The 24,806-nt window shown below is 67.9% G+C and carries 18 protein-coding genes; 6 read left to right on the top strand and 12 right to left on the bottom strand.

Annotated elements, in window-relative coordinates; translation table 11 throughout:
* Positions 1 to 70 precede the first annotated feature (70 nt).
* The 3 genes from ABSH63_RS11145 to ABSH63_RS11135 form a co-directional block, all read right to left on the bottom strand.
* Positions 71 to 1,390, bottom strand: a complete 1,320-nt coding sequence (locus ABSH63_RS11145; protein WP_352889797.1) for a DUF1552 domain-containing protein — start codon at positions 1,388 to 1,390, stop codon at positions 71 to 73.
* Positions 1,387 to 3,858, bottom strand: a complete 2,472-nt coding sequence (locus ABSH63_RS11140) for a DUF1592 domain-containing protein (protein ID WP_352889796.1) — start codon at positions 3,856 to 3,858, stop codon at positions 1,387 to 1,389. The genes ABSH63_RS11145 and ABSH63_RS11140 overlap by 4 nt, the downstream gene beginning before the upstream one ends.
* Before the next feature lie 203 nt (positions 3,859 to 4,061).
* A complete protein-coding gene (locus tag ABSH63_RS11135; RefSeq protein WP_352889795.1) occupies positions 4,062 to 5,309 on the bottom strand; it encodes an OmpA family protein in 1,248 nt (415 codons plus the stop codon).
* 166 nt (positions 5,310 to 5,475) lie between these two features.
* Between ABSH63_RS11135 and prfB the strand changes: the two genes are divergently transcribed.
* The 3 genes from prfB to ABSH63_RS11120 all read left to right on the top strand — a co-directional run bounded on the left by prfB (position 5,476) and on the right by ABSH63_RS11120 (position 9,301).
* Positions 5,476 to 6,571 (top strand): peptide chain release factor 2 gene (prfB, locus tag ABSH63_RS11130; protein ID WP_352889794.1). Its coding sequence is split into 2 segments (ribosomal slippage): positions 5,476 to 5,547 and positions 5,549 to 6,571, totalling 1,095 coding nucleotides; the frame shifts between segments, so codons are not numbered across the junction.
* The gene (gene lysS / locus ABSH63_RS11125; protein WP_352889793.1) at positions 6,571 to 8,079 is read left to right on the top strand and encodes a lysine--tRNA ligase; all 1,509 of its coding nucleotides are present in this window, start codon (positions 6,571 to 6,573) and stop codon (positions 8,077 to 8,079) included. The genes prfB and lysS overlap by 1 nt, the downstream gene beginning before the upstream one ends.
* A 13-nt stretch (positions 8,080 to 8,092) precedes the next feature.
* Complete coding sequence (locus ABSH63_RS11120; protein ID WP_352889792.1) at positions 8,093 to 9,301, top strand: multidrug effflux MFS transporter; 1,209 nt, start codon at positions 8,093 to 8,095, stop codon at positions 9,299 to 9,301.
* A 6-nt stretch (positions 9,302 to 9,307) separates the two neighbouring features.
* Here ABSH63_RS11120 and ABSH63_RS11115 read toward each other — a convergent pair whose 3' ends face one another.
* The 4 genes from ABSH63_RS11115 to ABSH63_RS11100 form a co-directional block, all read right to left on the bottom strand.
* Complete coding sequence (locus ABSH63_RS11115; RefSeq protein ID WP_352889790.1) at positions 9,308 to 10,633, bottom strand: TolC family outer membrane protein; 1,326 nt, start codon at positions 10,631 to 10,633, stop codon at positions 9,308 to 9,310.
* A 152-nt stretch (positions 10,634 to 10,785) separates the two neighbouring features.
* On the bottom strand, positions 10,786 to 11,802 hold the full coding sequence (locus ABSH63_RS11110; RefSeq protein WP_352889789.1) for a DUF5924 family protein: 1,017 nt from the start codon (positions 11,800 to 11,802) through the stop codon (positions 10,786 to 10,788).
* Entirely contained in the window at positions 11,799 to 12,779 is a 981-nt protein-coding gene (locus ABSH63_RS11105) for a helix-turn-helix transcriptional regulator (protein ID WP_352889788.1), read from the bottom strand. The genes ABSH63_RS11110 and ABSH63_RS11105 overlap by 4 nt, the downstream gene beginning before the upstream one ends.
* 139 nt (positions 12,780 to 12,918) lie before the next feature.
* Positions 12,919 to 14,175 carry an MFS transporter gene (locus ABSH63_RS11100; RefSeq protein WP_352889787.1) on the bottom strand — a complete coding sequence of 419 codons (1,257 nt, stop codon included), beginning with the start codon at positions 14,173 to 14,175 and terminating at the stop codon, positions 12,919 to 12,921.
* A gap of 119 nt (positions 14,176 to 14,294) precedes the next feature.
* Here ABSH63_RS11100 and ABSH63_RS11095 point away from each other — a divergent pair, with 119 nt between their 5' ends.
* Complete coding sequence (locus ABSH63_RS11095; RefSeq protein ID WP_352889786.1) at positions 14,295 to 15,845, top strand: sodium:solute symporter family transporter; 1,551 nt, start codon at positions 14,295 to 14,297, stop codon at positions 15,843 to 15,845.
* A 10-nt stretch (positions 15,846 to 15,855) separates the two neighbouring features.
* Here ABSH63_RS11095 and ggpS read toward each other — a convergent pair whose 3' ends face one another.
* The gene (gene ggpS / locus ABSH63_RS11090; RefSeq protein ID WP_352889785.1) at positions 15,856 to 18,120 is read right to left on the bottom strand and encodes a glucosylglycerol-phosphate synthase; all 2,265 of its coding nucleotides are present in this window, start codon (positions 18,118 to 18,120) and stop codon (positions 15,856 to 15,858) included.
* 334 nt (positions 18,121 to 18,454) lie between these two features.
* On the opposite strand from ggpS, the gene cysC reads away from it, so the two are divergent.
* Positions 18,455 to 19,063, top strand: a complete 609-nt coding sequence (gene cysC, locus ABSH63_RS11085; protein ID WP_352889784.1) for an adenylyl-sulfate kinase — start codon at positions 18,455 to 18,457, stop codon at positions 19,061 to 19,063.
* Between the two features lie 69 nt (positions 19,064 to 19,132).
* Here the strand turns inward: cysC and ABSH63_RS11080 are convergent, their stop codons facing one another.
* The gene (locus ABSH63_RS11080; RefSeq protein ID WP_352889783.1) at positions 19,133 to 19,612 is read right to left on the bottom strand and encodes a glutathione peroxidase; all 480 of its coding nucleotides are present in this window, start codon (positions 19,610 to 19,612) and stop codon (positions 19,133 to 19,135) included.
* 27 nt (positions 19,613 to 19,639) lie between these two features.
* Positions 19,640 to 21,379: an acyl-CoA dehydrogenase family protein gene (locus tag ABSH63_RS11075; protein WP_352889781.1), complete on the bottom strand. Its 1,740-nt coding sequence runs from the start codon at positions 21,377 to 21,379 to the stop codon at positions 19,640 to 19,642.
* Positions 21,380 to 21,479: 100 nt separating this feature from the next.
* Here ABSH63_RS11075 and ABSH63_RS11070 point away from each other — a divergent pair, with 100 nt between their 5' ends.
* A complete protein-coding gene (locus tag ABSH63_RS11070; protein ID WP_352889779.1) occupies positions 21,480 to 23,081 on the top strand; it encodes an Aq_1262 family (lipo)protein in 1,602 nt (533 codons plus the stop codon).
* Positions 23,082 to 23,087: 6 nt separating this feature from the next.
* Here the strand turns inward: ABSH63_RS11070 and ABSH63_RS11065 are convergent, their stop codons facing one another.
* Together ABSH63_RS11065 and ABSH63_RS11060 are read right to left on the bottom strand one after the other, a co-directional pair.
* Positions 23,088 to 23,558, bottom strand: a complete 471-nt coding sequence (locus ABSH63_RS11065) for a hypothetical protein (protein WP_352889777.1) — start codon at positions 23,556 to 23,558, stop codon at positions 23,088 to 23,090.
* Entirely contained in the window at positions 23,555 to 24,610 is a 1,056-nt protein-coding gene (locus ABSH63_RS11060) for a metallophosphoesterase (RefSeq protein WP_352889776.1), read from the bottom strand. Before ABSH63_RS11060 ends, ABSH63_RS11065 begins: the two co-directional genes overlap by 4 nt.
* Positions 24,611 to 24,806: the final 196 nt, after the last annotated feature.

Genomic DNA, 24,806 nt, shown 5'->3' with positions numbered 1-24,806 from the left:
ACCCGGCGGCGCCGGCGGGTTATGTGGCGGTGCCGCCAAGTCGCCCCACCAGCCTGAGGCGGCGGGTCGTCTACGCAAACAGGCCCGGCAGCGGCCCGGTGCCATGTCCGGTGTAGCCGAAGCGGTCGATCGGGATGCCGGCGGCATTGCCCAGTGACACCAGCAGCTTGGCGTGCGTCTCGCCGTCGCCGCCGTTCGCCGTGCGGTAGTCGAGGAAGCGCCCCGTTTGCAGGCCGCCGCCGCGACCGGCGAGCACGAAGGGCATGTCGCGATGGTCGTGTCGCGCGGAATGGCCGAGTTCCGAACACAGCAGCACCAGCGTTTCGTCGAGCAGGCTGCCGTGCGCGCCGGGGGCGTTCTTCATCCCCTGCAGCAGGTAGGCGAATTGCTCGCAGTACCAGCGCTTCCAGGTGATGAAGGCCTGGATCGACGCGGCATTGTTGGCATCGAAGTGCGAGCTGTCGTGATGGCGCTGCGTGGTGCCGATCTGCGGCAGGCTGGTCGGACTCACCGCATGCGAGAACTGTAGCGTGACCACGCGGGTGAGCCCGCATTGCAAGGCGAGCACGGCCAAGTCCATCTGCAGGCGCGCGACGCGTTCGAACTGATCGTCGCGGTTCCAGTACGCCGGGTAGCTGTTGTAGCCGGCCGGCACCGACCAGTTCTCGCGGTTCCAGTCCGGATTGCCGCAGGCACCGCCAGAGCCCGGATCGGCGGCGAGGATGCGGTTTTCGAGCGCGCGCAGCGATTCGGTGTGACGGTCGAGCTTGTCGCGCTCGGTCTGGCCCAGCCGGGTCTGCAGCCGGCTGAGATCGGCCTGCGCCGCATCGAGCACCGAGAGCCGTCGGCGTGCCGCCGGATCGCTGGGGCTGCCGGGCGTGCCGAACAGGCGCTCGAAGGCACGCAGCGGATTGTCCTCCGGCACGATCGGCTGTTCGCTGCCCAGATAGGAGACGTAACCGGCGCCGTTCTCGTGCGTGGAGGCCACGCCCAGGTGAATCGAGGCGTGCGCACTCTGCTCGCGGTAGTACTGGCCGACGAAGACGTCGAGCGAGACGGCGTTGGTCGCGGTCAGAACCTTGCGGATGCCGCCCTCGTGCGTCGATCCGCCGGCGTACATGTTGAGGCCGCGCAGGAACACCAGGTCATTGCGGTACGCAGCCAGCGGCTGGGTCATCTCCGGCAGCGAAAAGGCGCTCGTCGAGCCGCTCGGATGCCAGTGCTCGGGCGAACAGCCGTCGGGGATGTAGACGAACAGCAGGCGCGTCGGCGTCGCCGTGCTCTGTGCGTGCGCGCTGCGCGCGAGCAGTTGCGCCAGCGGCAGGCCGGCGAGACTGCCGTGGACGAGGCCGCGCAGCAGGCGGCGGCGCGTGCGGTCGTGGCGGATCATGGCGTGCCCCGGCGCAGGATGAACTCGTCGCTGCCGACCCAATCGGTGATCAGCGTCTTCAAGCGATAGCCGCCGTCGGCGAAGCGCGTCTGTAGTGCTTCGAGCAGGCAACGGTCGGCCTCGGTTTCGACGTAGCCGTGGCTGTAGCGATAGTACTGGGTGACCGCGCAGCGCTGTGCCGCGCTGGTGCCGGCGAGAATCTGCGCGAGCTGGCGCGGGCCGCGGAAGGGATCGCGCGTGTTGGTGTTCAGTCCTTCGCGCGCGAACAGTTCGCCGCGGTCGTCGACCGGCTGACCGTTCTCGGTCGCGCGGTAGCCGCCGGCGCCGTCATAGGCTTCGAGGCCGAAGCCGGTGTCGTCGATGTAACGGTGACAGGCGGCGCAGCCCGGATCCGCGGTATGACGCGCGAAGCGCTCGCGCGTGGTCAGGTTCGGGTCGAGTCCGGGCGGCGTGGTGTCGACATCGGGCGGCGGGTCCGGGAGGTCCTGGCACAGCAGGCGTTCGCGCACGAACACGCCGCGCTTGATCGGCGAGGATTCGTTGGAGTGCGCGTGCGCGGCGAGCACCGCGCCCAGACCAAGCAGGCCGCCGCGCTGGCTGCCCGCGGGCTGCTGCACGAAGTTCGCGTCGCTGCTCGATCCCGGCAGGCCGTAGTAATCGCGCAGCGGCCCGTTCACGAAGACATAGTCCGCCGTGTACAGCTCGGTGAGCGTGCCGTCGGCCGAATCGAAAGCCACGTGATTGACGAAGCGCGACAGCTCCTCGGCCATCGCGCGGCGCACCTCGTCGGTCAGGCGCGGGAAGATCTCCGGATCCTTGAAGCTGCCGAGCAGGTAACCGGTGCCCAGCCACTGCGTCGCGAAGTCCGCGAACTTTTGGCGCGCGCGCGGATCGGCGAGCATGCGCTCGGCCTGGCTGCGGCGCTCGTCGGCATCGCGCAGGCGCCCGGCGGCGGCGGCGTCGAGCAGTGCCGCGTCCGGTGCGCTGCCCCAGATCAGATAGGACAGGCTGCTCGCGATCTCGTAATCATCGAGCCGGAACACGCCGCCGCCGATGTCCGTGCCTAGCTCGCTGCGATACAGGAAGGCCGGCGAGTTGAGCATCGCCGCGATGGCCAGCGCCATGCCTTCGTCGAAGCTGGGCGAGAGCTCGGCATCGAACAGGGCGACCAGGGCGTCGCGCTCGGCCGCGAGCAGGGGGCGGCGGAAGGCGCGCAGGCCGAATGCCTCGACGAAACGACGCGCGCAATTGGCCTCGGTCGGTGCGCAGGGCAGCAGGGCGTCGCGGCGCTCGGCGACGGCGCGCGCGGCGATCGCCTCGGCTGCTTCGAGGTACTCCTCGGCGTGTCGCTCGGTGACGACGGCGACGCAGGCGTTGTTGTCATAGCCCTGCACCAGCGCCTCGATGGGCAGATTCGCGGTGAAATCGCCGTCGAGGCCGGTCAGGTCGCGCACCGTCTGCGCGTATTCACGACGGGTGAGCAGACGCAGCAGGCGCGGCGCCGCCGGCTGCTCGGCGCAGGCGATCGGGTCGCTACCCGAATGGTCGGGCGGCGGCGCGGCGACGACGCAGCCGGCGGCTTCGAGACGCAGGTCGGTGGGCACCTCGGCCTTGCCGCCGTGCGTGCCCTGAAAGCCGAAGCTGACGCTAGCGCCGTTCTCGATCGCGGCGTTGTGGCGCTCGGGGAGTGCGCTGACCGCGGCGCCGGACTGCGTCAGCACCGTGTTCCAGTCGTTGGTGATGCGCTGGTCGTTGGGGAAGGTGAACTGCACCTGCCAGCCGTCGATGCGCGCGCCGCTGAAGTTGCGCACGGTCACCTCGGCGACGAAGCCGGTGTTCCAAACGCTCTGGTACTTGAACTCGGCGCTGCAGGTCGGCGTCGGCGGCGGCGGGGTCGCGCTCGGCGTCGGTGTCGGTGCGGCCGTGGGGGTGGGGGTCGGCGTACTGCCGGGGGCTGGGCTCGCCGTTGGCGTCGGGGTCGGCGCACCGCCGGCGGGTGGCGTCGTCGAAAAGCCATTGAGGATGAACGCGGCGACGTCGCGCGCGCAGGCCTCGTCGCAGGCCCGCGGATTGCTCGACGGCATGGTGTCGCGGATGCGCGTCCACAGCGTGTCGAAGCTGGCGCAGCTCGGGCAGTTCGTGGTGTCGGTCAGCGCCGGGCCGACGCCGCCCTGGCCGCGGGCGCCATGGCAGCTCGCGCATTGCTGCGCATAACGCTGGGCGCCGCGCTGCAGCGCCGCGTCGGTGTCGCCACCGGGTCCGGGGGTGGCCGTCGGCGTCGCCGACGGCGCCGGCGTCGGCACCAACGTCGGCACTGGCGTCGGGATGCCGCCGCTGCCCGGCTCGGGCTCGCCGTGGCCGCTGTAGTTGCCGCCGCAGGCAGACAGTGCGGCGAGGCCGGCGAGGACCAAGCACGCGCGCACGAGGCGCGGACGCGGCGGGTCGCGGTACTCGATGGGCTTGGTCATGTGCGCGAAACGTCGCAGCTTGCGTGGCGCCCGCCGACGCGGGCGATCAGCATCGCAGAGCGATCGGTTTTCCGGCCGGCGCGAGCCGCACGGGCGCGACGGGGACGGCGACGAGCGGCGTTCGCTCTCGGCTAGGCCCGCCGGCACGGCCCCCTGCGCCGGCCGATCCCGGTCGGGGCAGGGGGCGGCTCATGCCCGGTCGGTCAGTCTTCGATCACCTTGAGTTCGACGCGCCGGTTCTCCTCGCGGCCTTCTTCGGTGTTGTTGTCGGCGATCGGCGTGGACTCGCCATACCCGACCGGGGTCATGCGCGCCGCATCGATCCCGCGACCGATCAGATAGGTCTTGACCGTGTTCGCACGGCGTTCCGACAGCCCCTGGTTGTAGGCATCGGTGCCGATGTTGTCGGTATGGCCCTCGATCTCGACCTCGACGTCCGGGTAGGCCTGCAGCGTGCCGGCGACATCATTGAGGATGGCCTTGGCTTCCGGGGTCAGGCGGTCGGAGTCGAATTCGAACTTCACGCCCTTGAGGATGAACTTCTGTTCGACCGCGCAGCCGTTGGCGTCCACCTGTTCGCCGGCGCGCGGCGTGCGGCAGTCGCCGACCAGGGCGCAGCCGTTGGCGAGCACGTTGGCGCCGGCCGGCGTCGTCGGGCATTCGTCGATGTCGTCGGGTACGCCGTCACCATCGGAATCGAGCGGGCAGCCGACGTCGTTGACGGTCTGACCGGCCGGGGTGTCGGGGCACTGGTCGCGCGAATCGGGCACACCGTCGCCATCGCTGTCGACCTCCTCGACCACCGCTGGCTCGACGAGCTCGACTGGCGCTTCCTCGACTTCTTCACGGGTCACGCCGAGCGGGAACATCAGACCGACGTTGAGCAGGCCATCGGAGAATGCGCCGCTGCCGGGGCGGACGCCGGCTTGCTTGCGATCGTGCTGATCCGTGCGGTAACGCGCCTCGGCACGCAGGGCGATGTGCGGATTGAAGGCGTACAGGTAGCCGGCGCCGATGTCGAACACGGTGCTGTCGTAGTTCGCGATCGCACCGGGGTGATCCTCGGCGGTGCCGTACATCAGCGCCAGCACGGTGTAGAAGTTCGGGCTGCCATTGAACGGAAACACCATGGCGCCGACGCCGATGCCCTGGAGCTTGGTGCTGGTGTCGCCGACCTCTGCGTCCATCTGCTGCATGAACCCGGTGATTTCGAGGGTCATGCCGTTGGTGACTTTCTTGCCGACGGAAATGATGCCGCCGAAGCCGTCGTCGGTGCCGCGGTCGGCGTCGCTGCGGCTGAACGAAAAGAGCGGGGAGACGTACCAGGGGCGTCCCTCTAGCGCAGGTGCGGCGGGTTCTTCGTAGTCGTCCTGCGCCAGTGTGGGCTGCGCGAGCGCGATCCCAAGCAGGCACCCCAACCAGCCGAAACGGCTTGCGATACGGTGTGTCATCAGGTTTCTCCCCGTTGGTCGCCGCCGGGCGCGCCCGGACGGTGATCGAAACTGCGTTTGTGGCGCGGCAAATATACCAGCGGCTTTTGTATTCGTGCGACCCGCGGCCGGCGCACCGCGAGCCGGCGCACCGCTATAATTCGCCGCCCTGCGCGCACGACCCCCCATGGAACCCCAGCAGATCAGATCCGAGGTGATGGCCCTGCGAGCGCGTTTCGACGCGCTGCGGGGCTATCTTTGACTACGACAACAAGCGTGACCGTCTGATCGAGGTCAACGCGGAGCTGCAACGCGCGGAGGTTTGGAACGATCCGGAACGCGCCCAGAACCTGGGACGCGAACGCGCGCGCCTCGAAGATGTGGTGCAGCCGATCGAACGCGCCGACAGCGGCCTTAAGGACGCGCTCGATCTGCTCGAGCTGGCCGAAGCGGAGGACGACCGTGCGGCCATCGCCGAGATCGCGCGCGACCTCGCTGCGCTGACACGGCTGGCCGAGACACTCGAATTCAAGCGCATGTTCAGCGGCGAGCTCGATGCCAGCAACGCCTATCTCGACATCCAGTCCGGCTCCGGCGGTACCGAGGCGCAGGACTGGGCGGAGATGCTGCTGCGCATGTACATCCGCTTCGCGGAGCGGCAGGGCTTCAAGGTCGAGCTGATGGAGCGCTCCGACGGTGAAGTCGCCGGGATCAAGTCGGCGACGATCTTCGTCCAGGGTGAGTACGCCTACGGCTGGCTGCGCACCGAGACCGGCGTGCACCGTCTGGTCCGCAAGTCGCCGTTCGACTCGGGCAACCGTCGGCACACCTCGTTCGCCGGCGTGTTCGTTTCGCCCGAGGTCGACGACGACATCGAGATCGCGATCAATCCGGCGGACCTGGAGGTGAGCACCTTCCGCTCGTCCGGCGCCGGTGGCCAGCACGTCAACAAGACCGAGTCGGCGATCCGCATCAAGCATGTACCCAGCGGCATCGTCGTCGCCTGCCAGACCGAGCGCAGTCAGCACGCCAACCGTGACCGCGCGATGAAGATGCTCAAGGCCAAGCTCTACGAGATCGAGCTGCAGAAGCGCAACGCCGCCAAGCAGGCGCTCGAGGACAGCAAGGACGACATTGGCTGGGGGAGCCAGATCCGGTCCTACGTGCTCGATCAGTCGCGCATCAAGGATCTGCGTACCGGCGTCGAGATCGCCGACACGCAGAAGGTGCTGGACGGTCATCTCGATCCGTTCATCGAGGCCAGCCTCAAGCAGGGACTCTAATGAGCGCAGAACACGACGGCGCGCCGCAGCAGGACGAGAACCACGTGATCGCGGCGCGCCGCGAGAAGCTGGCCAGACTGCGCAGTGGCGGCAACGCGTATCCGAACACCTTCCGCCGCGACACGCTGGCCGGACATCTGCACGGGTTTTTCGGCGCGCGCGACGCTGTGTCCCTGGAGCAGGAGACGCAGGTCTTCGCCGTCGCTGGCCGCATGATCGCCAAGCGCGTGATGGGCAAGGCCAGTTTCGGGCAGCTGCAGGACATGTCCGGCCGCATCCAGATCTTCGTGCAGCAGAACGCGATCGGCGCCGAGGCCTATGAAGCCTTCAAGCACTACGACGTCGGCGACATCCTCGGCGTGCGCGGCACCGTGTTCAGGACCAAGACCGGCGAACTGTCACTCAAGGCGCAGACGGTCGAGCTGCTGGTCAAGGCCCTTCGTCCGCTGCCAGAGAAATGGGCCGGTCTGACCGACACCGAGATCCGCTACCGTCAGCGCTACGTCGATCTCATCGTCAACCCCGAGGTCAAGCGCACGTTCGAGAAGCGTGCCCAGACGGTGCGCTTCATCCGCCATTTCCTCGATGCGCTCGGCTTCATCGAAGTCGAGACGCCGATGCTGCAGCCGATTCCCGGCGGCGCCACGGCGCGCCCCTTCGTCACGCACCACAATGCGCTGGGCCGCGATCTGTACCTACGCATCGCGCCGGAGCTCTACCTCAAGCGCCTGGTGGTCGGCGGCTTCGAGAAGGTCTACGAGATCAACCGCAACTTCCGCAACGAGGGACTCAGTACACGGCACAACCCCGAGTTCACGATGCTGGAGTTCTACCAGGCCTACGCCGATTACCGCGATGCGATGGATCTGGTCGAAACCCTGATCCGCGATCTTGCGCTGAGCGTGAACGGCACCGGCAAGCTCCGCTACCAGGGGCGCGACTACGATCTGGAACAGCCGTTCCGGCGCTGGACGATGCGCGAGGCCATCGCGCACCACAACGCCGACTTCGACCTCGCCAAGACCGGCGATCGCGAGTATCTCGCGCACTATGCGAAGAAGGTGGGCGGCGACGTGAAACCCGCTTATGGTGCCGGCAAGCTGCTGACCGAGATCTTCGAGAAGACGGTCGAGGCGAGGCTCCTGGATCCGACCTTCATCACCGAGTATCCGACCGAAGTCTCGCCGCTCGCCCGTCGCAACGACGCAAACCCCGAGGTGACCGACCGCTTCGAGTTCTTCGTCGGCGGACGTGAGGTGGCGAACGGTTTCTCCGAGCTCAACGACGCCGACGACCAGGCTGCGCGCTTCAGGGCGCAGGCTGCGGCCAAGGACGCCGGCGACGACGAGGCGATGGTCTATGACGCCGATTACATCCGCGCGCTCGAGTACGGCCTGCCGCCGACCGCCGGCGTCGGCATCGGCATCGATAGACTGGTGATGTTCCTGACCGATTCGCCGAGCATTCGTGACGTTTTGCTTTTCCCCTCGATGAGGCCGGAGGCATGAGCGCGGCGGTATCGTGAACGAACCGCGCACGGCGATGGACGCCGCCACCCGGCGGCGCTGGGTGCTGATGCTCGGCACGATCATCGCGATCGGGCCGATGACCATCGACATGTACCTGCCTGCGCTGCCGACGCTACAGGCCGAGTTCGGCGTCGATACGGCACGGGTGCAGTTCACGTTGTCGATCTACTTCGTCGGTCTGGCTTTGGGTCAGTCGATGTACGGACCCATCGCCGATCGCTACGGCCGCCGCCGGCCGCTGCTGGTCGGGCTTGCGCTGTACACGCTGGCGTCGCTGCTGTGTGCGCTGGCAACGACGATCGAGATGCTCATCGCGAGCCGGCTGCTGCAGGCGCTCGGCGGCTGCGCGGGCATGGTGATCACGCGGGCGATGGTGCGCGACCGCTTCGACCCCACCGATACCGCGCGCATCTACGCCTCGCTGGTGCTGGTCATGGGTGTCGCGCCGATCCTCGCGCCGCTGGTCGGCGGGCAGTTGCTGGGTATCAGTGGCTGGCGCGCGATCTTCTTCGCCTTGGCGCTGTTCGGTGCCGGCTGCTGGGCTATGGCCTATCGCGGCCTGAGCGAAACCCTGGCCGTGCGTGGCGCGCCGATCCGCATCGGGTGCGTGCTGCGCGCCTACGCTGGCCTGCTCGGACACCGGCGCTTCATGGGCTATGCCCTGGCCGGCGGTCTCGCCAGCGCCGGGATGTTCTCGTACATCTCCGGCGCACCCTTCGTGTTCATCGAGGTCTTCGGCGTGCCGGCGGCGCAGTTCGGCTGGCTGTTCGGCGGCAATGCCGCCGGCTTCGTGCTCGTCTCGCAGTGCAACGGCTGGTTTCTCGACCGCTGGAGCCCCGACCGCGTGCTGCGCTGGGGGCTCTGCGCCCACGCCGGTTTCGCCTTGCTGATGGCGCTGGCGGCGGTGACGCGCACGGCGGGACTGGCCGGTGTCGCGCTGCCGCTGTTCCTGTGCGTCAGCGCGCTCGGTCTGGTCTTTGCCAACGCGACTGCGATGGCGATGGCGCCCTTTGGTACCCAGGCCGGGCTCGCCGCCGCCGGCATGGGCATGCTGCAGTTCGCCGCCGCGGCCATCGGTGGCGCCGCCGTCGGCCACCTGCATGACGGCACGGCCGTGCCGATGAGCATCGTCGTCGCCGGCTGCGCTGTGCTTGCGGCCGTGTTGCTGCGCCTGTTGGCGCCGCCGTCGCGTGGTGGCTAGTACCGCTCAGCGCTCGATCAACAGGCGGTCGATTTCCCGCAGATCGGCGTCGGTCAGGCGGCCGGTGGCGGCCTTGAGGCGCAGCACCGCCAAGAGATAGTCGTAGCGCGAACGCAGATAGTCGCGCTCGGCGGCGTAGAGCTGCTGCTGCGCGTTGAGCACGTCGACCGCGGTGCGTGTCCCGACTTCGAGCCCGGTCTCGCTGGCTTGGAGTGCGGTGCGGCTCGACACCACCGCCTGCTTGAACGCCTTGACCCGCGCCGCGCCGGTGACCACGCCCTGATAGGCGTCGCGCGTGTTGCGCTCGACCAGGCGCTCCTGTGCATCGAGTTCCGAGCGTCGCTGCTCGCGCGTGGCGATCGCCTGGCGCACGCCCGAACGCGTGGCGCCGCCGGCGAAGATCGGCACGTTCAGTTGCAGGGTGACCGATTCGGACTCGGTTTGGCCGGAAAAGCGGCTGCCTTCGGCGGTGAAGTCCTGGTACTGCAGCTGCGCGCCGAGCGTCGGCAGATGGCCGGAGCGGGCGACGTCGACGCCGCGCGCGGCGATCTCGGCGGCATGGCGCGCGGCCAGCACGTCGAGATTGCCCTGCTTGGCGGCTTCGACCCAATGGCCGACTTCGGTGGGTTGCGGCGTAGGCAGGGGGAACTCCTCGCGCAGCGGGGCGATGCCGGCAGTGGCTTCTCCGGTGATCTCGGTCAGCGCCTCGCGTGCCTGGGCCAGCGCCTGCTCGGCCTCGAGGACTCTGGCGACGGTCAGGTCGTAGCGCGCCTGCGCTTCCTGCACGTCGGTGATCGCCGACAGGCCGACCTCGAAGCGCTTCTTCGCCTGTTCGAGCTGGCGTTCGACGGCCTGCTGCTCGGCCTGCGAGGAGCGCAGCGCGTCGGTGGCCGACAGCACCGCGAAGTAGGCCTCTGCGGTGCGCAACAACAGTTGCTGCTCGGCATTGCGCAGCGTGGTGTTGGCGAGCGCGACCTGTTCGCCGGACTGGCGCAGGCGCTGGAATGCGGCCCAGTCGAACACGGCCTGGTTGAGCGTGATCGTCAGGCCGCGATTGGTCGAGTCACGGTCGATCGGCGTCTCCGGCAGATTCTGGAAGGCCTCGGTGCCTTTCTCGCGCGATTCGCTGTAACCATAGCTGCCGCCGATCTGCGGTAGCAGCGCCGCGCGCGCCTGCGGCCGGGCTTCGATCGCCGCGTCGCGCGCGTGGCGGGCGGCGCGAAAGCTCGCATCGTTCTGCACGGCGAGCGCGTAGACGCGCATCAGGTCGTTGGCGTGCGCAAGGCCGGGCAGGACCAAGAGGGCCATCAGCAGTCGGGACGAAAGGCGCATGGGACTCCTTGAGACTCGGTTGATGCCGCAGATGCGGACGACTCGGCCCGCGACGACGCTCACGACCGCGGTGGCTGATCCAGGTTCCGCCGCCGCCGTGGCCTCGGTGAGGCCGCGCCCCTTAGACGACAGGGCGTCCGCTGCGCCGCAGTCTAACGAACCGTGAAGTAGCCGTGGCCGATGAGCTGGCCGCTCGTGGTCACCACGCGCACCTCCCAGCGTCCGCGCGGGTCGGCGGGGAATGCCGTTTTATGAGACCACGCGCGATAGCCGGCCTCGCGACCGCCGCTGACCTCGAGGGGGATCACGTCGATGAGCCGGCCACGGTGGATCCAGTGATGTTCGACGCGCTCGCGCAGTCCGCGCGGCACGCGGATGCTGCTCCAGGCGTAGAGCCCGCCGCTGGCGAGCGCGGCGGCGTCGATGCTGTGCACTGCGGTGCCGGGCTCGCGGCGGGCGACGTCGATGCTCGTGGTCATGCGCATGTCGGCGACCCACAGCGTCGCCGGCGGGATCGCGACGCGTGCCTGCCAGCCGGCCCAGCCGAGCAGGGCGCCGAGGGCGAGCGCTCCCAGCCCGCGCGGCACGGCCGGCAACGAGGCTAGCAGCGCATGCCAGGCCGGCACGCTGACCACGGCCAGGCATAGCAGGCCGAGCTGCAGGCTCTGCGCGGTGGTCAGATGCCAGAGCATCGGCGCGGCGGTGAGCACGGTGACGAAGGCGGCGCAGGCGTGAAAGGCCCACAGCGCGGCACGGCGTGGCACGACCTTGCCGTAGTAGATCGGATCGAGCACCGAGACCAGCGCGAGCGCGATCATCGCCGCGGTGAATACGGCCTGCGGCGAGCGCCACTCGGTGGTCGCAAAGAAGAACGGCAGCGTGAAGAACAGCGACTCTTGGTGAATCGTCTGCGCGGCGTAGCCGAACACGACCGAGCCAGCGCGCAGCCGCGGCCGGCGCTCGGCCAGACGCTGCAGCCACGGCTCGATCATCGGCAGCAGCCACGACAGCGGCAGCAGGATCACCAATGCTTGCGCGACGCGCTCCTGACGCTCGATCAGCGCAAAGCTGGCGACGCCGGCGATGAAGCTCAGCGCCGCGACCCCGTGACGCCAGCGCGCCCACAACAGTTGCCAGCGCGCGGGCTGCGGTGCCGGCCCGTGGGTCATGGTTTGGCGCTGCGATGCACCAAGGCCGCCAACTCGGTGCGACTGTAGACACCGAGCTTGCGGTAGACGCGGTAGAGATGATTGGCGACGGTGGACGGGGCGACGCCGATCTTCTTCGCCGCCTCCTTGAACGACAGGCCCTGGGCGATGCAAAAGACGATCTCGCGCTCGCGGCTGGTCAGCCGGTCGAGTGGTCCGGCCGGCCAGATCGTCAGCAGGAACAGATCGCCCAGCGGCTCGCAGCGCACCATCAGGTCGCGCTCGGCCGCGGTCTGCCCGGCGGCTGGAATCGGCCATGGCAGGCGCTGCGGGTCGCGCTGCGGATAGCGCTCGTCGAGCAGGTCGAGAAACTGCACGGTGGCCTCGTGATAGGCGCCGCTGGCATCGACGACCGCGGCGCCGGCACCGGCCGGGCGTTCGGCATGGGTTTTCGCCAGGTGCAGGAAGAAGGCGTGCGAGGCGGCGTTGAACAGGTGAAAGGTCAGACGCTTCTGCGTGGTTTTCTCGATCTCGCTGAAACGCTGCTCGCGGTCGCGCCGGTACAAGGTCAGCAGCGAGTACAGACCCGAACGCGGGTCGAGATGGCCGGTCGAGAGAATCCGCGTGATGCCGTAGGGCTTGAATGCCCTGGCGTAGATCTCGGACGAGAAGAACGCCTTGTCGGGCAGCACGCTTGACATGTCCACCGGCGTGTCGAGGTTCTGCAGGATGCGCGGGATCAGCGGATTGATCGCGGTGGTCGCTTCGAGCACCTGTGGAAACTCGGGCGGCAGGCCGATCACGGTCACCGAGTGAAAGCGCATGTGGCTGGCGACGCCGCTGCCCCAGAGCGCGCCGTCGCAAGGCAAGACCGTCTGCAACTGCCGCAAGGCCCAGGCGCGATAGCCCTCCGCCGACACCGACAGTGCCGAGCGGTACAGGCGGGCAATCAGCCGATCGACCGTGTCCGGCGTGTCGGGGTTCGAGGAACTGGGCATCCGTTGCGGCGGGGCGGCATTCCGAGCGTTTTTAAGTCTTTTCGCCGAGCTGCTCAAGCGCGAGCAGGGCCTTTGTCTTCGCGCAGCGCGCGGAAGATGGCGTGATCGACGGCGCAACGAGCCGCTGTGCTTCTGCGCCTTAAGTCCGAGGCTCGGTGGGCGCGTCGGCCGCGGCGGGCGTCTCCGGCGCGATCATTTCAAGTGCGGCGGGCGAGGTGCGGATCATCGGCTCGAAATGCGCCTGCGGGACGTTGACCGTGCCTGAGCGCTGGTAGCGCCACCACACCAGTGCGGTCAGCGCGGCGTGGATGAGCGCGAAGTGCAGCAGCAGGCCGCGCGGCCCGGCCAGATCCATCAGCAGACCGGCAAGCGTCGGCCCGATCGCCGCGCCGATGCCGTGGACCAGCAGCATGCTGCTAGCGCCCTGCAGGATCTCTTCCGGCGCCAGAAAGTCGTTGGCCAGCGCGATGCTGACCGGGTACACGGTGAAGGCGAGGCCGCCGAACACGAACATCGCCACCAGCAGAGGCCACAGGCCGAGCGCGCTCATCGCAAACGCCAGCAGCGCGAAGGTGCAGGCCAGCGCCATCACGGCGGCGAGCACGACACGGCGGTCATGGCGGTCGGAGACCGCGCCGACCGGCCACTGGATCACCGCACCGCCGAGGATGGTTGCCGTCATCAGCGCCGCGATGCCCCCGGCGTCGAAGCCCAGACGCTGCGCCATCACCGGGCCGAGCCCCCAGAACGCGCTCATCGCCAGCCCCGAACCGAAGGCGCCGATGATCGCGGACGGTGACGCGGCGTAGAGGCGGCGCAGGCGCACGCGCGGCTGGCGCACCGGCGCCGGCTGGCTGATGCGCGTCGCCGCGATCGGCACCAGCGACAGCGCCAGTAGCATCGCGACGATGCCGAACAGCTCGAAACCGGTCGGCGGGTACAGGCGGATCAGGTTCTGGCCGATCGCCAGCGCAATGAAGTTCACCGCCATGTAGGTCGCGAACACCTTGCCGCGGCGCTCGCCCGGCGCGAGCACGTTGAGCCAGCTCTCGATGACCATGTACAGGCCGACCAGACAGGAGCCGACGAGTACGCGCAGCGCGCCCCAGGCGAGCGGATCGACGATCAGCGCGTGCAGGATCGCGGCGGCGGAGGCGACCGCGGCGAACATCGCGAACGCGCGGATGTGACCGACGCGCATCACCGCGCGCGGCGCAACCCAGGTGCCGGACAGAAAGCCGACGAAGTAGGCCGACATGATCAGGCCGATGACGCCGTCGGAGAAGCCTTCGGCGGAGGCGCGCAGCGCCAGCAGCGTGCCGATCAGACCGTTGCCGACCAGCAGCAGCGCGGCGCCGAGCAGCAGTGAGGAGATCGAAGTGACGACGGTGAGCATGAGTTCTTCTTCGTGAGCGGCAGCTATGGTGCCAGATAGGTTCTGAACCGTTGCCTTGGGTTGACCGATCGCGCTTCAGATGGTGTCCTTTCCCGCGCATTCACGCTGGGAGTTGCGACGTGGCTTCACTGCACGCCCTCGACTACGCCGTGCTCGCGGCCTACTTCGTCGTGATCGTAGCCATCGCCCTGCGCGTGACGCGCACCTCGCCCGATGCCGACGATCTTTTCCTCGCCGGGCGTTCGCTCGGCGTCGGCGTGGTCGGCTTCTCGCTGTTCGCGTCGAACATCTCGTCGACGACGCTGATCGGTCTGCCCGGCGCGGCCTGGGAGAGCGGCATCTCGGTCGCGAACTACGAATGGATGGCGGCGCTGGTGCTGGCGTTCACCGCGGTGTTCATCGCGCCGATGCTGATCAAGGCACGGGTGACGACGATGCCCGAATGGCTCGGCCGCCGCTTCAGCCCGGCAATGCGCAAGTACCTGTCGGCGATCACGTTGTTTCTCAGCCTGGTACTCGACACGGCCGGCAGCCTGTACGCCGGTGCCTTGGTGCTCAAACTGTTCTTCCCGGCGCTGACGCTGGCACCGACCTGCGCGGCGCTGGCGGTGTTCGCCGGTCTGTACACCGCCGCCGGTGGTCTGCGCGCCGTGGCCTACACCGACGTGATCCAGGCACTGGTGCTGCTCGGTGGTGCACTGACGCTGACGATCCTGGTGTTCGGCGAGTTCGACTACTCGTGGTCGACGCTGGTCGCTCGCGTCGAGCCGGACAAGCTGTCGCTGATCCGCCCGCTCGACGATCCGGCCCTGCCGTGGCTGGGCACGCTGATCGGCCTACCGATCCTCGGCTTCTACTACTGGACCATGAACCAGTACGTCTCGCAGCGCCTGCTCGGCGCCCGCGACGCGCGCACCGCCGGACGCGGCGCGTTGCTCGCCGCCTGGCTCAAGCAGCTGCCGCTGTTTTTGATGGTGCTGCCGGGGGTGATGGCGAGCGCGCTGTATACCGACCTCGAACGCGCCGACACGGTATACCCGCGCCTGGTCGCGGACTTTGCGCCGATCGGCCTGTCCGGCCTGATCCTCGCCGGCCTGCTCGCCGCGATCATGTCGAGCGTGGACTCGACGCTGAACTCGGCGTCGACGCTGATCATGGTCGATTTCGTGCAACCGAGGAGGCCCGGCATCAGCACGGTGCAGCTCGCCCGGTTCGGTCGCGTCTGCGTCTTCGTGCTGGTGGCGCTGGCGGCGATCTGGGCGCCGATGATCGATCATTTTCCGGGGCTGTTCGCCTACCTGCAGCAGACCTTCTCCTACGTGGTGCCGCCACTGGTCGCGGTGTTCCTGCTCGGCCTGTACACGCACATGGGCGCGCGCGCGGCGCTGTACGGCACGCTCACCGGGCATGCGCTCAGTCTCGCCGGCTTTGTCGGCGCGCTCGCCGGCTGGCACGAGGTGCACTTCACCATCGTCGCCGGCCTGCTGTTCGCCGCCACCGTCATCGCCTGCGGCTGCTGGCAGTGGCTGCTCGGCGCGCGCGATCGCGCCGGCGCGGCGCAGATGGCGGCGACGGTGCGCGCCGCCGGCGTCGTCGCGACGCTGGATGTGCGTCTGGGCGCCAGCGTGCTGGTCGCCGTCACCGCGCTGATGGTCTGGGTGTTCCGCTAGGGAAGTTTCGTCACGACGCCTGACGCGCCGCGTCGGCGTCCGGGTTCGGCAGCGGCGTGTCGACCGCGGCGAGGAACTCGTCGGCCCAGCGACGGTTGTCGTAGTGCTGCACGATGTCGAACAACTGCCGCAGCCGCGCACGCGCCTCGGCGCGCCCCATGTTCAGGCCCAGATAGCAGGCTTGCACCAGATCCTCGGGGTCGTGCGGATTGGTCAGGATCGCGCCCTTTAATTCGGCCGCGGCGCCGGCGAACTCGGACAGCACCAGCACGCCGCGGCCGCCGGTGAGGCCCTGCACGGCGACGAACTCCTTGGCGACCAGATTGAGCCCATCACGCAGCGGTGTGATCCACATCACGTCGGTCATCGCGTAGTAGGCGAGCAGCTCCTCGAACGGCACCGCGCGGAAGAAGAACTGCACCGGTGTCCAGCCCACGCGTGAGAAACGGCCGTTGATGCGACCGACGACCTGCTCGATCTGCGTCTGCAGCGTGCGGTAGATCGTCATCTCGCGCGCCGCCGGCACGCAGATCGAGATCAAGGTGATCTTGCCCTGCAGCTCTGGATGGGCGTCGAGCAGCTTCTCGAAGGCCAGCAACTTTTCGAGCGTACCCTTGGTGAAGTCGAGGCGCTCGACCGAGAGCAGCACGCGCGTGCCTTCGAGCTCTGCGCGCAGCAGTTCCATGCGCTGGCGGATGTCGTCGCGCTGCAGCGTTTCGTCGATGCGCTTGACGTCGAGCCCGACCGGATGCGCGCCGAGGCGCACGACGCGGTGGCCGGCCTCGATGCAGGTGGCATAGCGGTCGAGGCCCACCGCGCAGCCGTAGGTGAGGAAGCGCGGCGCCGCCGAGGTCTCTTCGAGTACGCGCATCGGCATCGTGCCGCGCACCACGTCGACGAAGTTCTCGACTTGGCGCGGGATGTGAAAGCCGATGTAGTCACACTGCAGCAGGCTGGCGATGATCTGCCGCCGCCACGGCACCACGTTGAAGACGTCGGCGGACGGGAAGTAGGTGTGGTGGAAAAAGGCGATCTTCAGGTCTGGACGCAGTTCGCGCAGCACCGCCGGCGTCATCCACAGGTTGTAGTCGTGCAGCCACACGGTGGCGCCGTGCGCGGCGTCGCGCGCGACGCGCTCGGCGAAGGCGCGGTTCACGCGCAGGAACACCTGCCAGTGATCGTCGCGAAAGCGCGCGCGCTCCCAGAAGGTGTGCAGCAGCGGCCAGAACGCTTCCTTCGAAAACTGTCGGTAGAAGACGTCGACGTCCTGCTTGCTCAGCGGCACGCGCGAGACGGTCAGGTTCGGGTAGCGTTCGCCGTCGACCTGGGTGTAGTCCTCGAACGGTCCGCGCTTGGGATCGCGAACCGACCAGGCGACCCAGGAGCCGTTGCGGCCCTCGCCGAAGAAGCTCATCAGCGTCGGGATGATGCCGTTGGGCGACAGCGGCCGACGCCGTTTGATCTCGCCGTTCTCGACGACCTCCTCGTAGGGCAGACGGTGATAGACGATCAGCAGATCGGAGCGACCGGGTTCCCGGGACGGCGGCAGGTGCTGCTGCATGCTGCGCGCGCCGAGAAATCCGAAGTGCTCGATCGCGTCCAGGATGCCGCCACAGCCCGGTCGTGCCGCGTGCAAAACGCGCGTGTTGCCGGCCGTGGCCTCGAGCAGCGCGGGCTCCGAGTGACCGACGCAGACGCCTTTGAAGCCGTGCTGGAACATCGCCAGATCGTTGAGCGTGTCGCCGGCGACGAGCACGTCCTGCGCATCGATGCCGATCTGCTCGACCAGGCGCTTGAGCATCGAGCCCTTGTTGACGCCACGCGGCAAAACGTCGAGATAGCGGCTGGCCGAGTACAGCAGATCGCAGCCGAGCGCCTCGACGGCCTTGCGGAAGTCATCGCTGATCGCGTCCGCGGTGCAGTAGAACGAGCAGCGCCGCTCCTGCGGGACATCCTGACGCTCGATGCCGGCGAAGCCTGATAGCGCTTCGAGCACGACTTGATCGCCGGGCCAGATCGCGTCGATCTGCGACTGTATCGGCTGGATCGGCTGCTGCGTCGGGCCGTCGACGACGGTGGCGCCGACGTCGCAGATGACGTAGTCCGGCATCGGCAGGGTCGGGTCCGAAAGCAGCGGCAGGACCGATTCGCGTCCGCGGCCGGTGACGTAGGCCAGTCGGATGTCCGGGTGGGAGTTGATCAACTGATACAGGCGAAGCCGGTCCTCGGCGGACCCGGCGAGGAACGTGCCGTCCAGATCGGTGGCAAGCAGCATGCGCGATCTCCGTGGTGCGAAATATGGAGCGCGCCGACATAAGCCGACGGCGGGAACCAACGGAGTATATCAAATATACGATAAGTATTTGATAGTGAATTGGTTGAATGACGATGAAGATCAAGTGATGAAGGCCGAAAATGCAGCGTTATTGGCGTTAAGACGTGCGCATTGAGCCATTTTTCGTGACAGTTTCGGTCATATCCCCAATATGAGAAGAATCACTTGTGGCGCGCACTGGTTCCCCTTCCGCCGTCGCGGCGCGAGTGGCGAAAGGCGCCGCGCATCCGTAACCTTGCGTGCCGCCCGTCCACGCCATCAGGAAGCACGAACCTTGGAACCGACCGTCAAAGCCACCAACGTCGTCTGGCATCCCCACAACGTCACCCGCGCCGAGCGTGCGCAGCAAAAGAAGCAGCAGCCCTGCGTGATCTGGTTCACCGGCCTATCCGGTGCCGGCAAGTCCACCGTCGCCAATGCGCTGGAGGGCGAGCTCTACCGACGCGGCTATCACAGCTACCTGCTCGACGGCGACAACATCCGCCACGGCCTGAACAAGGATCTGGGTTTCTCCGACGCCGAGCGCGTCGAGAACATCCGCCGTATCGGCGAGGTCGCCAAGCTGTTCGCCGACGCGGGTCTGATCGTGCTGACGGCGTTCATTTCACCGTTTCGCGCCGACCGCGAGCTGGTGCGCCGCATCATGCCGCCCGGCGAGTTCTTCGAGGTTTATGTGCACGCTTCGCTGGACGTGTGCGAGCGCCGCGATCCCAAGGGCTTATACAAGAAGGCGCGCGCCGGCCAGATCAAGAACTTCACCGGCATCGACTCGCCCTACGAGGCGCCGGAGAAGCCCGACCTGGTGCTGGACACCGGCGCACTGTCGGTCGAGCAGTCGGTCGAGCAGCTGCTCGCTTTCCTCAAGCAAAAAGGGCGGATCTGACTCCGCTTCGGCAAGGCAGCAAAAAGGCCGCAGCGATGCGGCCTTTTGCTTTACGCCGTCGTGCGCCCCTTACAGTAGCCGGGCGATGTCCGCCTCGATCTTCTCGGGGGTGTCCATCGAGCCGTAGCGCTTGACCACCTTGCCGTCCTTGCCGACGAGAAACTTGGTGAAGTTCCACTTGATGGCTTCGCTGCCGAGGATGCCCGGCGCCTCGCCCTTGAGGTGACGGTACAGAGGGTGCGCGTTCGCGCCGTTGACCTCGATCTTCGCGAACATCGGAAAGCTGACGTCGTAGTTCAGCGAGCAGAAGTTCTTGATCTCGTTCTCGTCACCCGGTTCCTGATGACCGAACTGGTCGCAGGGAAAGCCGAGCACCACCAGGCCCCGATCCTTGTACTTGCGCCACAGGGCTTCCAGACCCTTGTACTGCGGGGTGAAACCGCATTTGCTGGCGACGTTGACGATCAGCAGGACCTTGCCCGCATAGGCGTCGAGCTTCTGCATTCGGCCGTCGATGGTCTTGGCCTGGAAATCGAAAACCGTGCTCATGAGCGCACTCCGGCGTGCAAGGACGATTCAAAGACTCGATGCGTCGAGCGCCATGATCGACGCTGCGCTCTCGCGCACATTGCCGAGCAGCGCCGGCACCTGCGAAAGCAGGCGCGTGGCGAAGTATTCGGCGGTGACGCGCTTGGTCTTGGCGAAGGCGGCGTCGCCGGTCTTCTCTGCCGCGCGCGCCATGCGCAGCCAGTTCCAGCCGAGGTAGGTGAGGGCGAAGGCACGCTGGTAGTCGCAGCAGCCGAAGGCGGCGTCCTCGGGATTGGACTTATAGGTTTCCTGCACCCAGCGCGTCGTGCGCTCCAGCGCATCGAGCGCGGCCGAAAGCGGTGCGCCAAGCGCATCCGGAGCGCCATCGAGGTCGGCCTTGACCGCGGCGAAGAAGCGCCCGGGCAGGCGGCCGTTGTGCAGCATCAGCTTGCGCCGCACCAAGTCCATGGCCTGGATGCCGTTGGTGCCCTCGTACAGGCACAGGATCTTGGCGTCGCGCAGGATCTGTTCGACGCCGTGTTCCTTGATGTAGCCGTGACCGCCGTAGACCTGGATCACGAGCGAACCGAGCTCGACCGCGGCATCGGTGCAAAACGCCTTGACCAGTGGCGTGTTCAGATCGACCCAGTCCTGCGCGGCTTCACGCACGCTCGCATCCGGGTGATGGCGGGCCAGATCGACGTACATCGCGGTTTCGTAGGCGAGCACGCGCGCACCTTCGGTGGTCGCCTTCATCTGCAGCAGCATGCGGCGCACGTCGGGGTGCTCGATGATCTCGGACTTGCCGTTGAAGGCCTTGCCCTGCTTGCGCTCGCGCGCGTAGCGGATCGCGTTCTGCGTCGCCAGCTCGCACTGGCCCAGGCCCTGGAAGCCGACCATGATGCGCGCCAGGTTCATCATCACGAACATGTTCTGGATGCCCTGGTTGGGGGCGCCGACGATCCAGCCCTGGGCGTTGTCGAAGTTCAGCACGCAGGTGACCGAGCCGTTGATGCCCATCTTGTGCTCGATCGACTGCACGCGCACGCCGTTGCGCGCGCCCAGCGAGCCGTCGGGGTTGACCAGATACTTGGGCACGACGAAGGTCGACAGACCCTTGACCCCCGGCGGCGAATCCGGCAGGCGCGCGAGCACGAAGTGGACGATGTTGTCGGCCATGCGGTGCTCGCCGGAGGTGATGAAGATCTTGCCGCCGTCGATGCGGTAGCTGCCGTCGCCGTTGGGCGTGGCCCTGGTCTTGGCGGCGCCGACGTCGGAGCCGGCCTGTGGCTCGGTGATGCACATCGTGCCCGACCACTCGCCGGTCGCGAGTCGCGGCAGATAGATTCGCTTGATCTCGTCCGAGGCCGAGGCCTCGAGTGCTTCGAAGCAGCCCTGGGTCAGGCCGGGGTAGAGCGCGAAGGCGACGTTGGCCGAGCACAGCAGCTCTTCGAGCACCTTGGCCAGGGTGTAGGGCAGGTTGGCGCCGCCGTATTCCTTTTTCTGCGAGATGCCGATCCAGCCGGCGTCGCGATACATCGCCCAGAACTCGGTGAAGCCGTCCGGTACGGTGACCTCGCCGTTTTCGAGCTTGCAGCCCTTAGCGTCGGACACGGCGTTGAGCGGCGCGAGCTTTTCCTCGATCAGCTTCGCCGCCTCCGCGATCAGTCCCGACAGCGTATCTGGCGTGGCGTCGCTGAACTCGGCGAGCTCGGCCAGCCGGCCGACCTTGAGCACGTCGTTGAGGACGAAGTCGATCTCGCGCAGTGGCGCTTGGTAACTGGCCATCGAGGGATCCTGATGAAGCGGGACGAAAACGGGGGCGTAAGGCTAGCACACGGTTTGCGCGCGAAACCGCCCAGCCGATCCGGCCTACAATGCGTAGCTCATGCGCCATCCGCCGACGATTCTGCTGCTTCTGCCGCTAGCCCTTGGCGCCTGCGAGCGCGCGTCGGCGCCGATGCCCGAATACGATCCGCTGGCCGCGGCCTGGGTCAGCACCGGGCGCATCGACAATCTCGAAGCGGTGATTCCGGCCGCCTGCTACACCGACACCGCCGACGGCGCCAATCCGTGCTGGACCTGCCACACCGCCGGACAGGGTCGCAATCGCGCCGACACCGTCGACCTGCAGCGCGAATACGCCTTCAGCGATGCGGCGATGGACAACGGCTGGACCGCACTGTTCATCGACCGGCGCGAGCAGGCCGCGGCATTCTCAACCGAAGACATGGATGCGTGGATCGCGGCCGACAACTACACGCCCCTGCGCACAGCGCTGGCGGCAAGATTGGAGTATCCCGGCTTTGTGCCCGACCTCGATCTGCACCGCGGCGTCGACGATCAGGGCTTCGCTCTTGATGGCAGCGGCTGGCGCGCGCTGCGCTTCAAGCCCTCCCCGGGCACGTTCTGGCCGACCAATGGCACGGCCAACGATGTCTGGATACGGCTGCCTCCGGCGTTCCGGCGCGACCGCGAAGGGCGCGATAGCCGCGCCGTGTACCGGCTCAACCTGGCCTTGCTCGAAGCCGCGATCGCCTCGCCGCAAGGCGTCGAGCGCGAAGTCGAGGCGGTGGACGAGCGCCTGATCGGCGTCGATCTCGACGCCGACGGCGAACTCGGTATCGCCCGGCGCATCGTCCGCCTGCCCGCGCGCTACGCCGGTGCCGCTTCCGACATCGCGCTGGTCGTGGGTCTATATCCGCAGGGCACGGAGTTCCTGCACAGCCTGCGCTATCTGGACCTCGACCAGCCCGGTGCGCGCAGCCGACGCGTGCGCGAGCTGCGCTACGCGCGCAAGTGGCGGATGCTGACCGACGAGGAAGTCGCCGCCGCCTACGCCGAGGAGGCGCGCGAGAAGGCCGCCGGCCTGCTGCCGCGCTTCGCCGGTACGCCGCTAGCGGGGCTGACCAACGACTTCGGCTGGCGCTATCAGGGTTTCATCGAGGACGCCGACGGGCGCCTGCGCGTGCAGACCCACGCCGAGCAGCAGTTCTGCATGGGCTGCCACAGTAACCTTGGCGTGACCGTCGATGGTAGCTTCAGCTTCGCGCGCAAACTGCCCGGTAGCGCCGGCTGGGCGCCGCAGGATCTGCGCGGACAGCTCGACACTGCGCAGCTCGGCCATGCCGATCCGGAGGTACTGACCTACTTCCGGCGCGCACGCGGCGGCGACGAGTTCCTGGCCAACGACGAGCTGCTGCGCCGCTTCTGGCACGCCGACGGTACGCTCGACGAGGCCGAAGTGCGCCGCGCCGCGATCGGTGGCGATCGCGATCTGGCTTGGCTGTTGCTACCCAGCGCCGAGCGCGCCGACGCGCTCAATCGCGCCTATCGCGTCAAGGTTCTGGCCCAGGATTTCGCCCGCGGCCGCGAAGCGCCGATCGCACCGCCGCGGCGCGTGCTCAAGCGCATCGAAGATGTGGACACCGGCCTCGCCGCGCAAAACCGCGTCTACGATGACGGCTCGCCATGGCTGGCGCCGCTGTAGCCGGGGTCACGACGAGGCGCGGTACGAGTCGGCGATGCGCCGAAGGCTGTGGCGCATTGTCTCGAAGCAGCCCGGGTCGGCGGCGGCGACGACCAGATCCAGCGCGTCGTCGTGCCGGTGCACCTGCAGCAGCACCTGTTGCGCGACGCTGCCCTGGCGGTGGCGCAGCTCGGCGCGCAAGCCATCGCGTTCGATCAGTTCGAATCCGTGGCTGTTGTAGCCGAAGCGGCGGATGCGGTCATCGAGCAGCGCGGCGTCGTCGATCGCGGCCGGCGCCGGCGGCAGGCGCGTGACGCTGACTTGGGTGCCGGGGCACGAACCCAAGCGCGGACGCGCCCACAGCGCCATGCCGAGAATGCCGGTCTGCACCTGCCAGCCGTCCGGCACGCGCAGCGAGATGCCGGTCTGCGGGTCGCTGACGCGCTCACCGCCGCAGGCGACGAGCAGCAGCGCCAGCGTCAGAGCCGCGGCTCTCACTTGACCAGCGTCTTCTCGAAGGCGACCTGTGGCTGTCCGTTATCGTCGAGCTGGTAGACCGCGCCGAGCAGCGCATCGTGGCCGATCTCGAACCAGAAGAAGCCGAGCACCTGGTCCTGCTGGTAGAAGACCTCGTTGCGCTCGGCGTCACCGAATCCGCGCGGCGAGTCGGCGGCACCGGACACGATGAAATGCGTGTCGCCGCACTGCGGCTGCGGCTTGATCCATTCCAGGTCGTGGTCGTGACCCTGCAGGTGCAGGTCGAAGCCTTCGGCGCAGATGCCGGCCTCGACGAACTCCTTCCACGGCTGTGCGCTGATCGTCCCCGGGACCAGCGGATTGGTGCCGTCGGCGCTGCCGGCGTTGCCGTGTAGGCCGTTCGACAGATACGGGTGGTGGCTCATCGCGATCTTCCAGCGCGCGCGGCTGGCCCGCGAGGTCTCCTGCAGCCACTGCAGTTGCGCCGCGCCGTAGGTCGGCCAGAACCAGGCCGGGTCGGGGTCGGGGACGATCGCTGCGAGCGGATTAGAGTCCAGGCCCCAGAACTCGACCAGCGGCGCTTCGCTGCCCAGTGGCGCGGTGAAGGTGTAGTAACGCGCCGGCATGTTCCACTTATCCGACGTGCGGTCGCTGCGGTAGTGGTAGTCGACCTGGAAGTCGCCGCGACGATTGTCCGAGCCCTCGCCGGGGCCGCGGCTGTTGTCGTGATTGCCGAGTACCAGGAAGAACGGCACGTCGAGCGCGGCGTACGGCTGCTCGAACTTGGTCTCGAACTGCTCGTCGTAGATGCCGCTGACACCCGAGACATAGATGTTGTCGCCGAGCTCAACGACGAAGTCGCAACCGCGGGTCTCGCAGACCTGCGCCATCGCCGCCCCGACGGCAAACTGGTTGGCGCTGCCAGTGCCTGGGTCGCCGATCGCGATGAAGCGGACCTTGGCGCTCGAAGGCGCCGGCGCCGGGCCGGCGTCGACGTTGAGCGGCGCGCTGTCGCTGCAGGCGGCGAGCAGCAGCGCGGCGGACAGGGGCAGGGTGTGCTGGATGGGCGACATGGCGGTGCGGTTGGCTGGCGGATGCAGGCCGCTACGATCGCACCGAGACCGCCCGCGGCCCTCAACCGGATGCATGAGCGGCTTTCGAGGGCCGTGAAGGGTAACGACGGCGCGTGACAGGCCAATGACAGCCGATGCTTCGTACAATCGCCCGCCATGAACATTGTGCTGACTGTCGTCGCCGGATTCGTGGGGC

This window comes from Sinimarinibacterium thermocellulolyticum (genome assembly GCF_040327995.1).
GTDB lineage: Bacteria > Pseudomonadota > Gammaproteobacteria > Nevskiales > Nevskiaceae > Solimonas > Solimonas thermocellulolyticum.
Note: the sequence above shows the minus strand (reverse complement) of the source record. Positions and strands in the feature narration are given on the sequence as shown.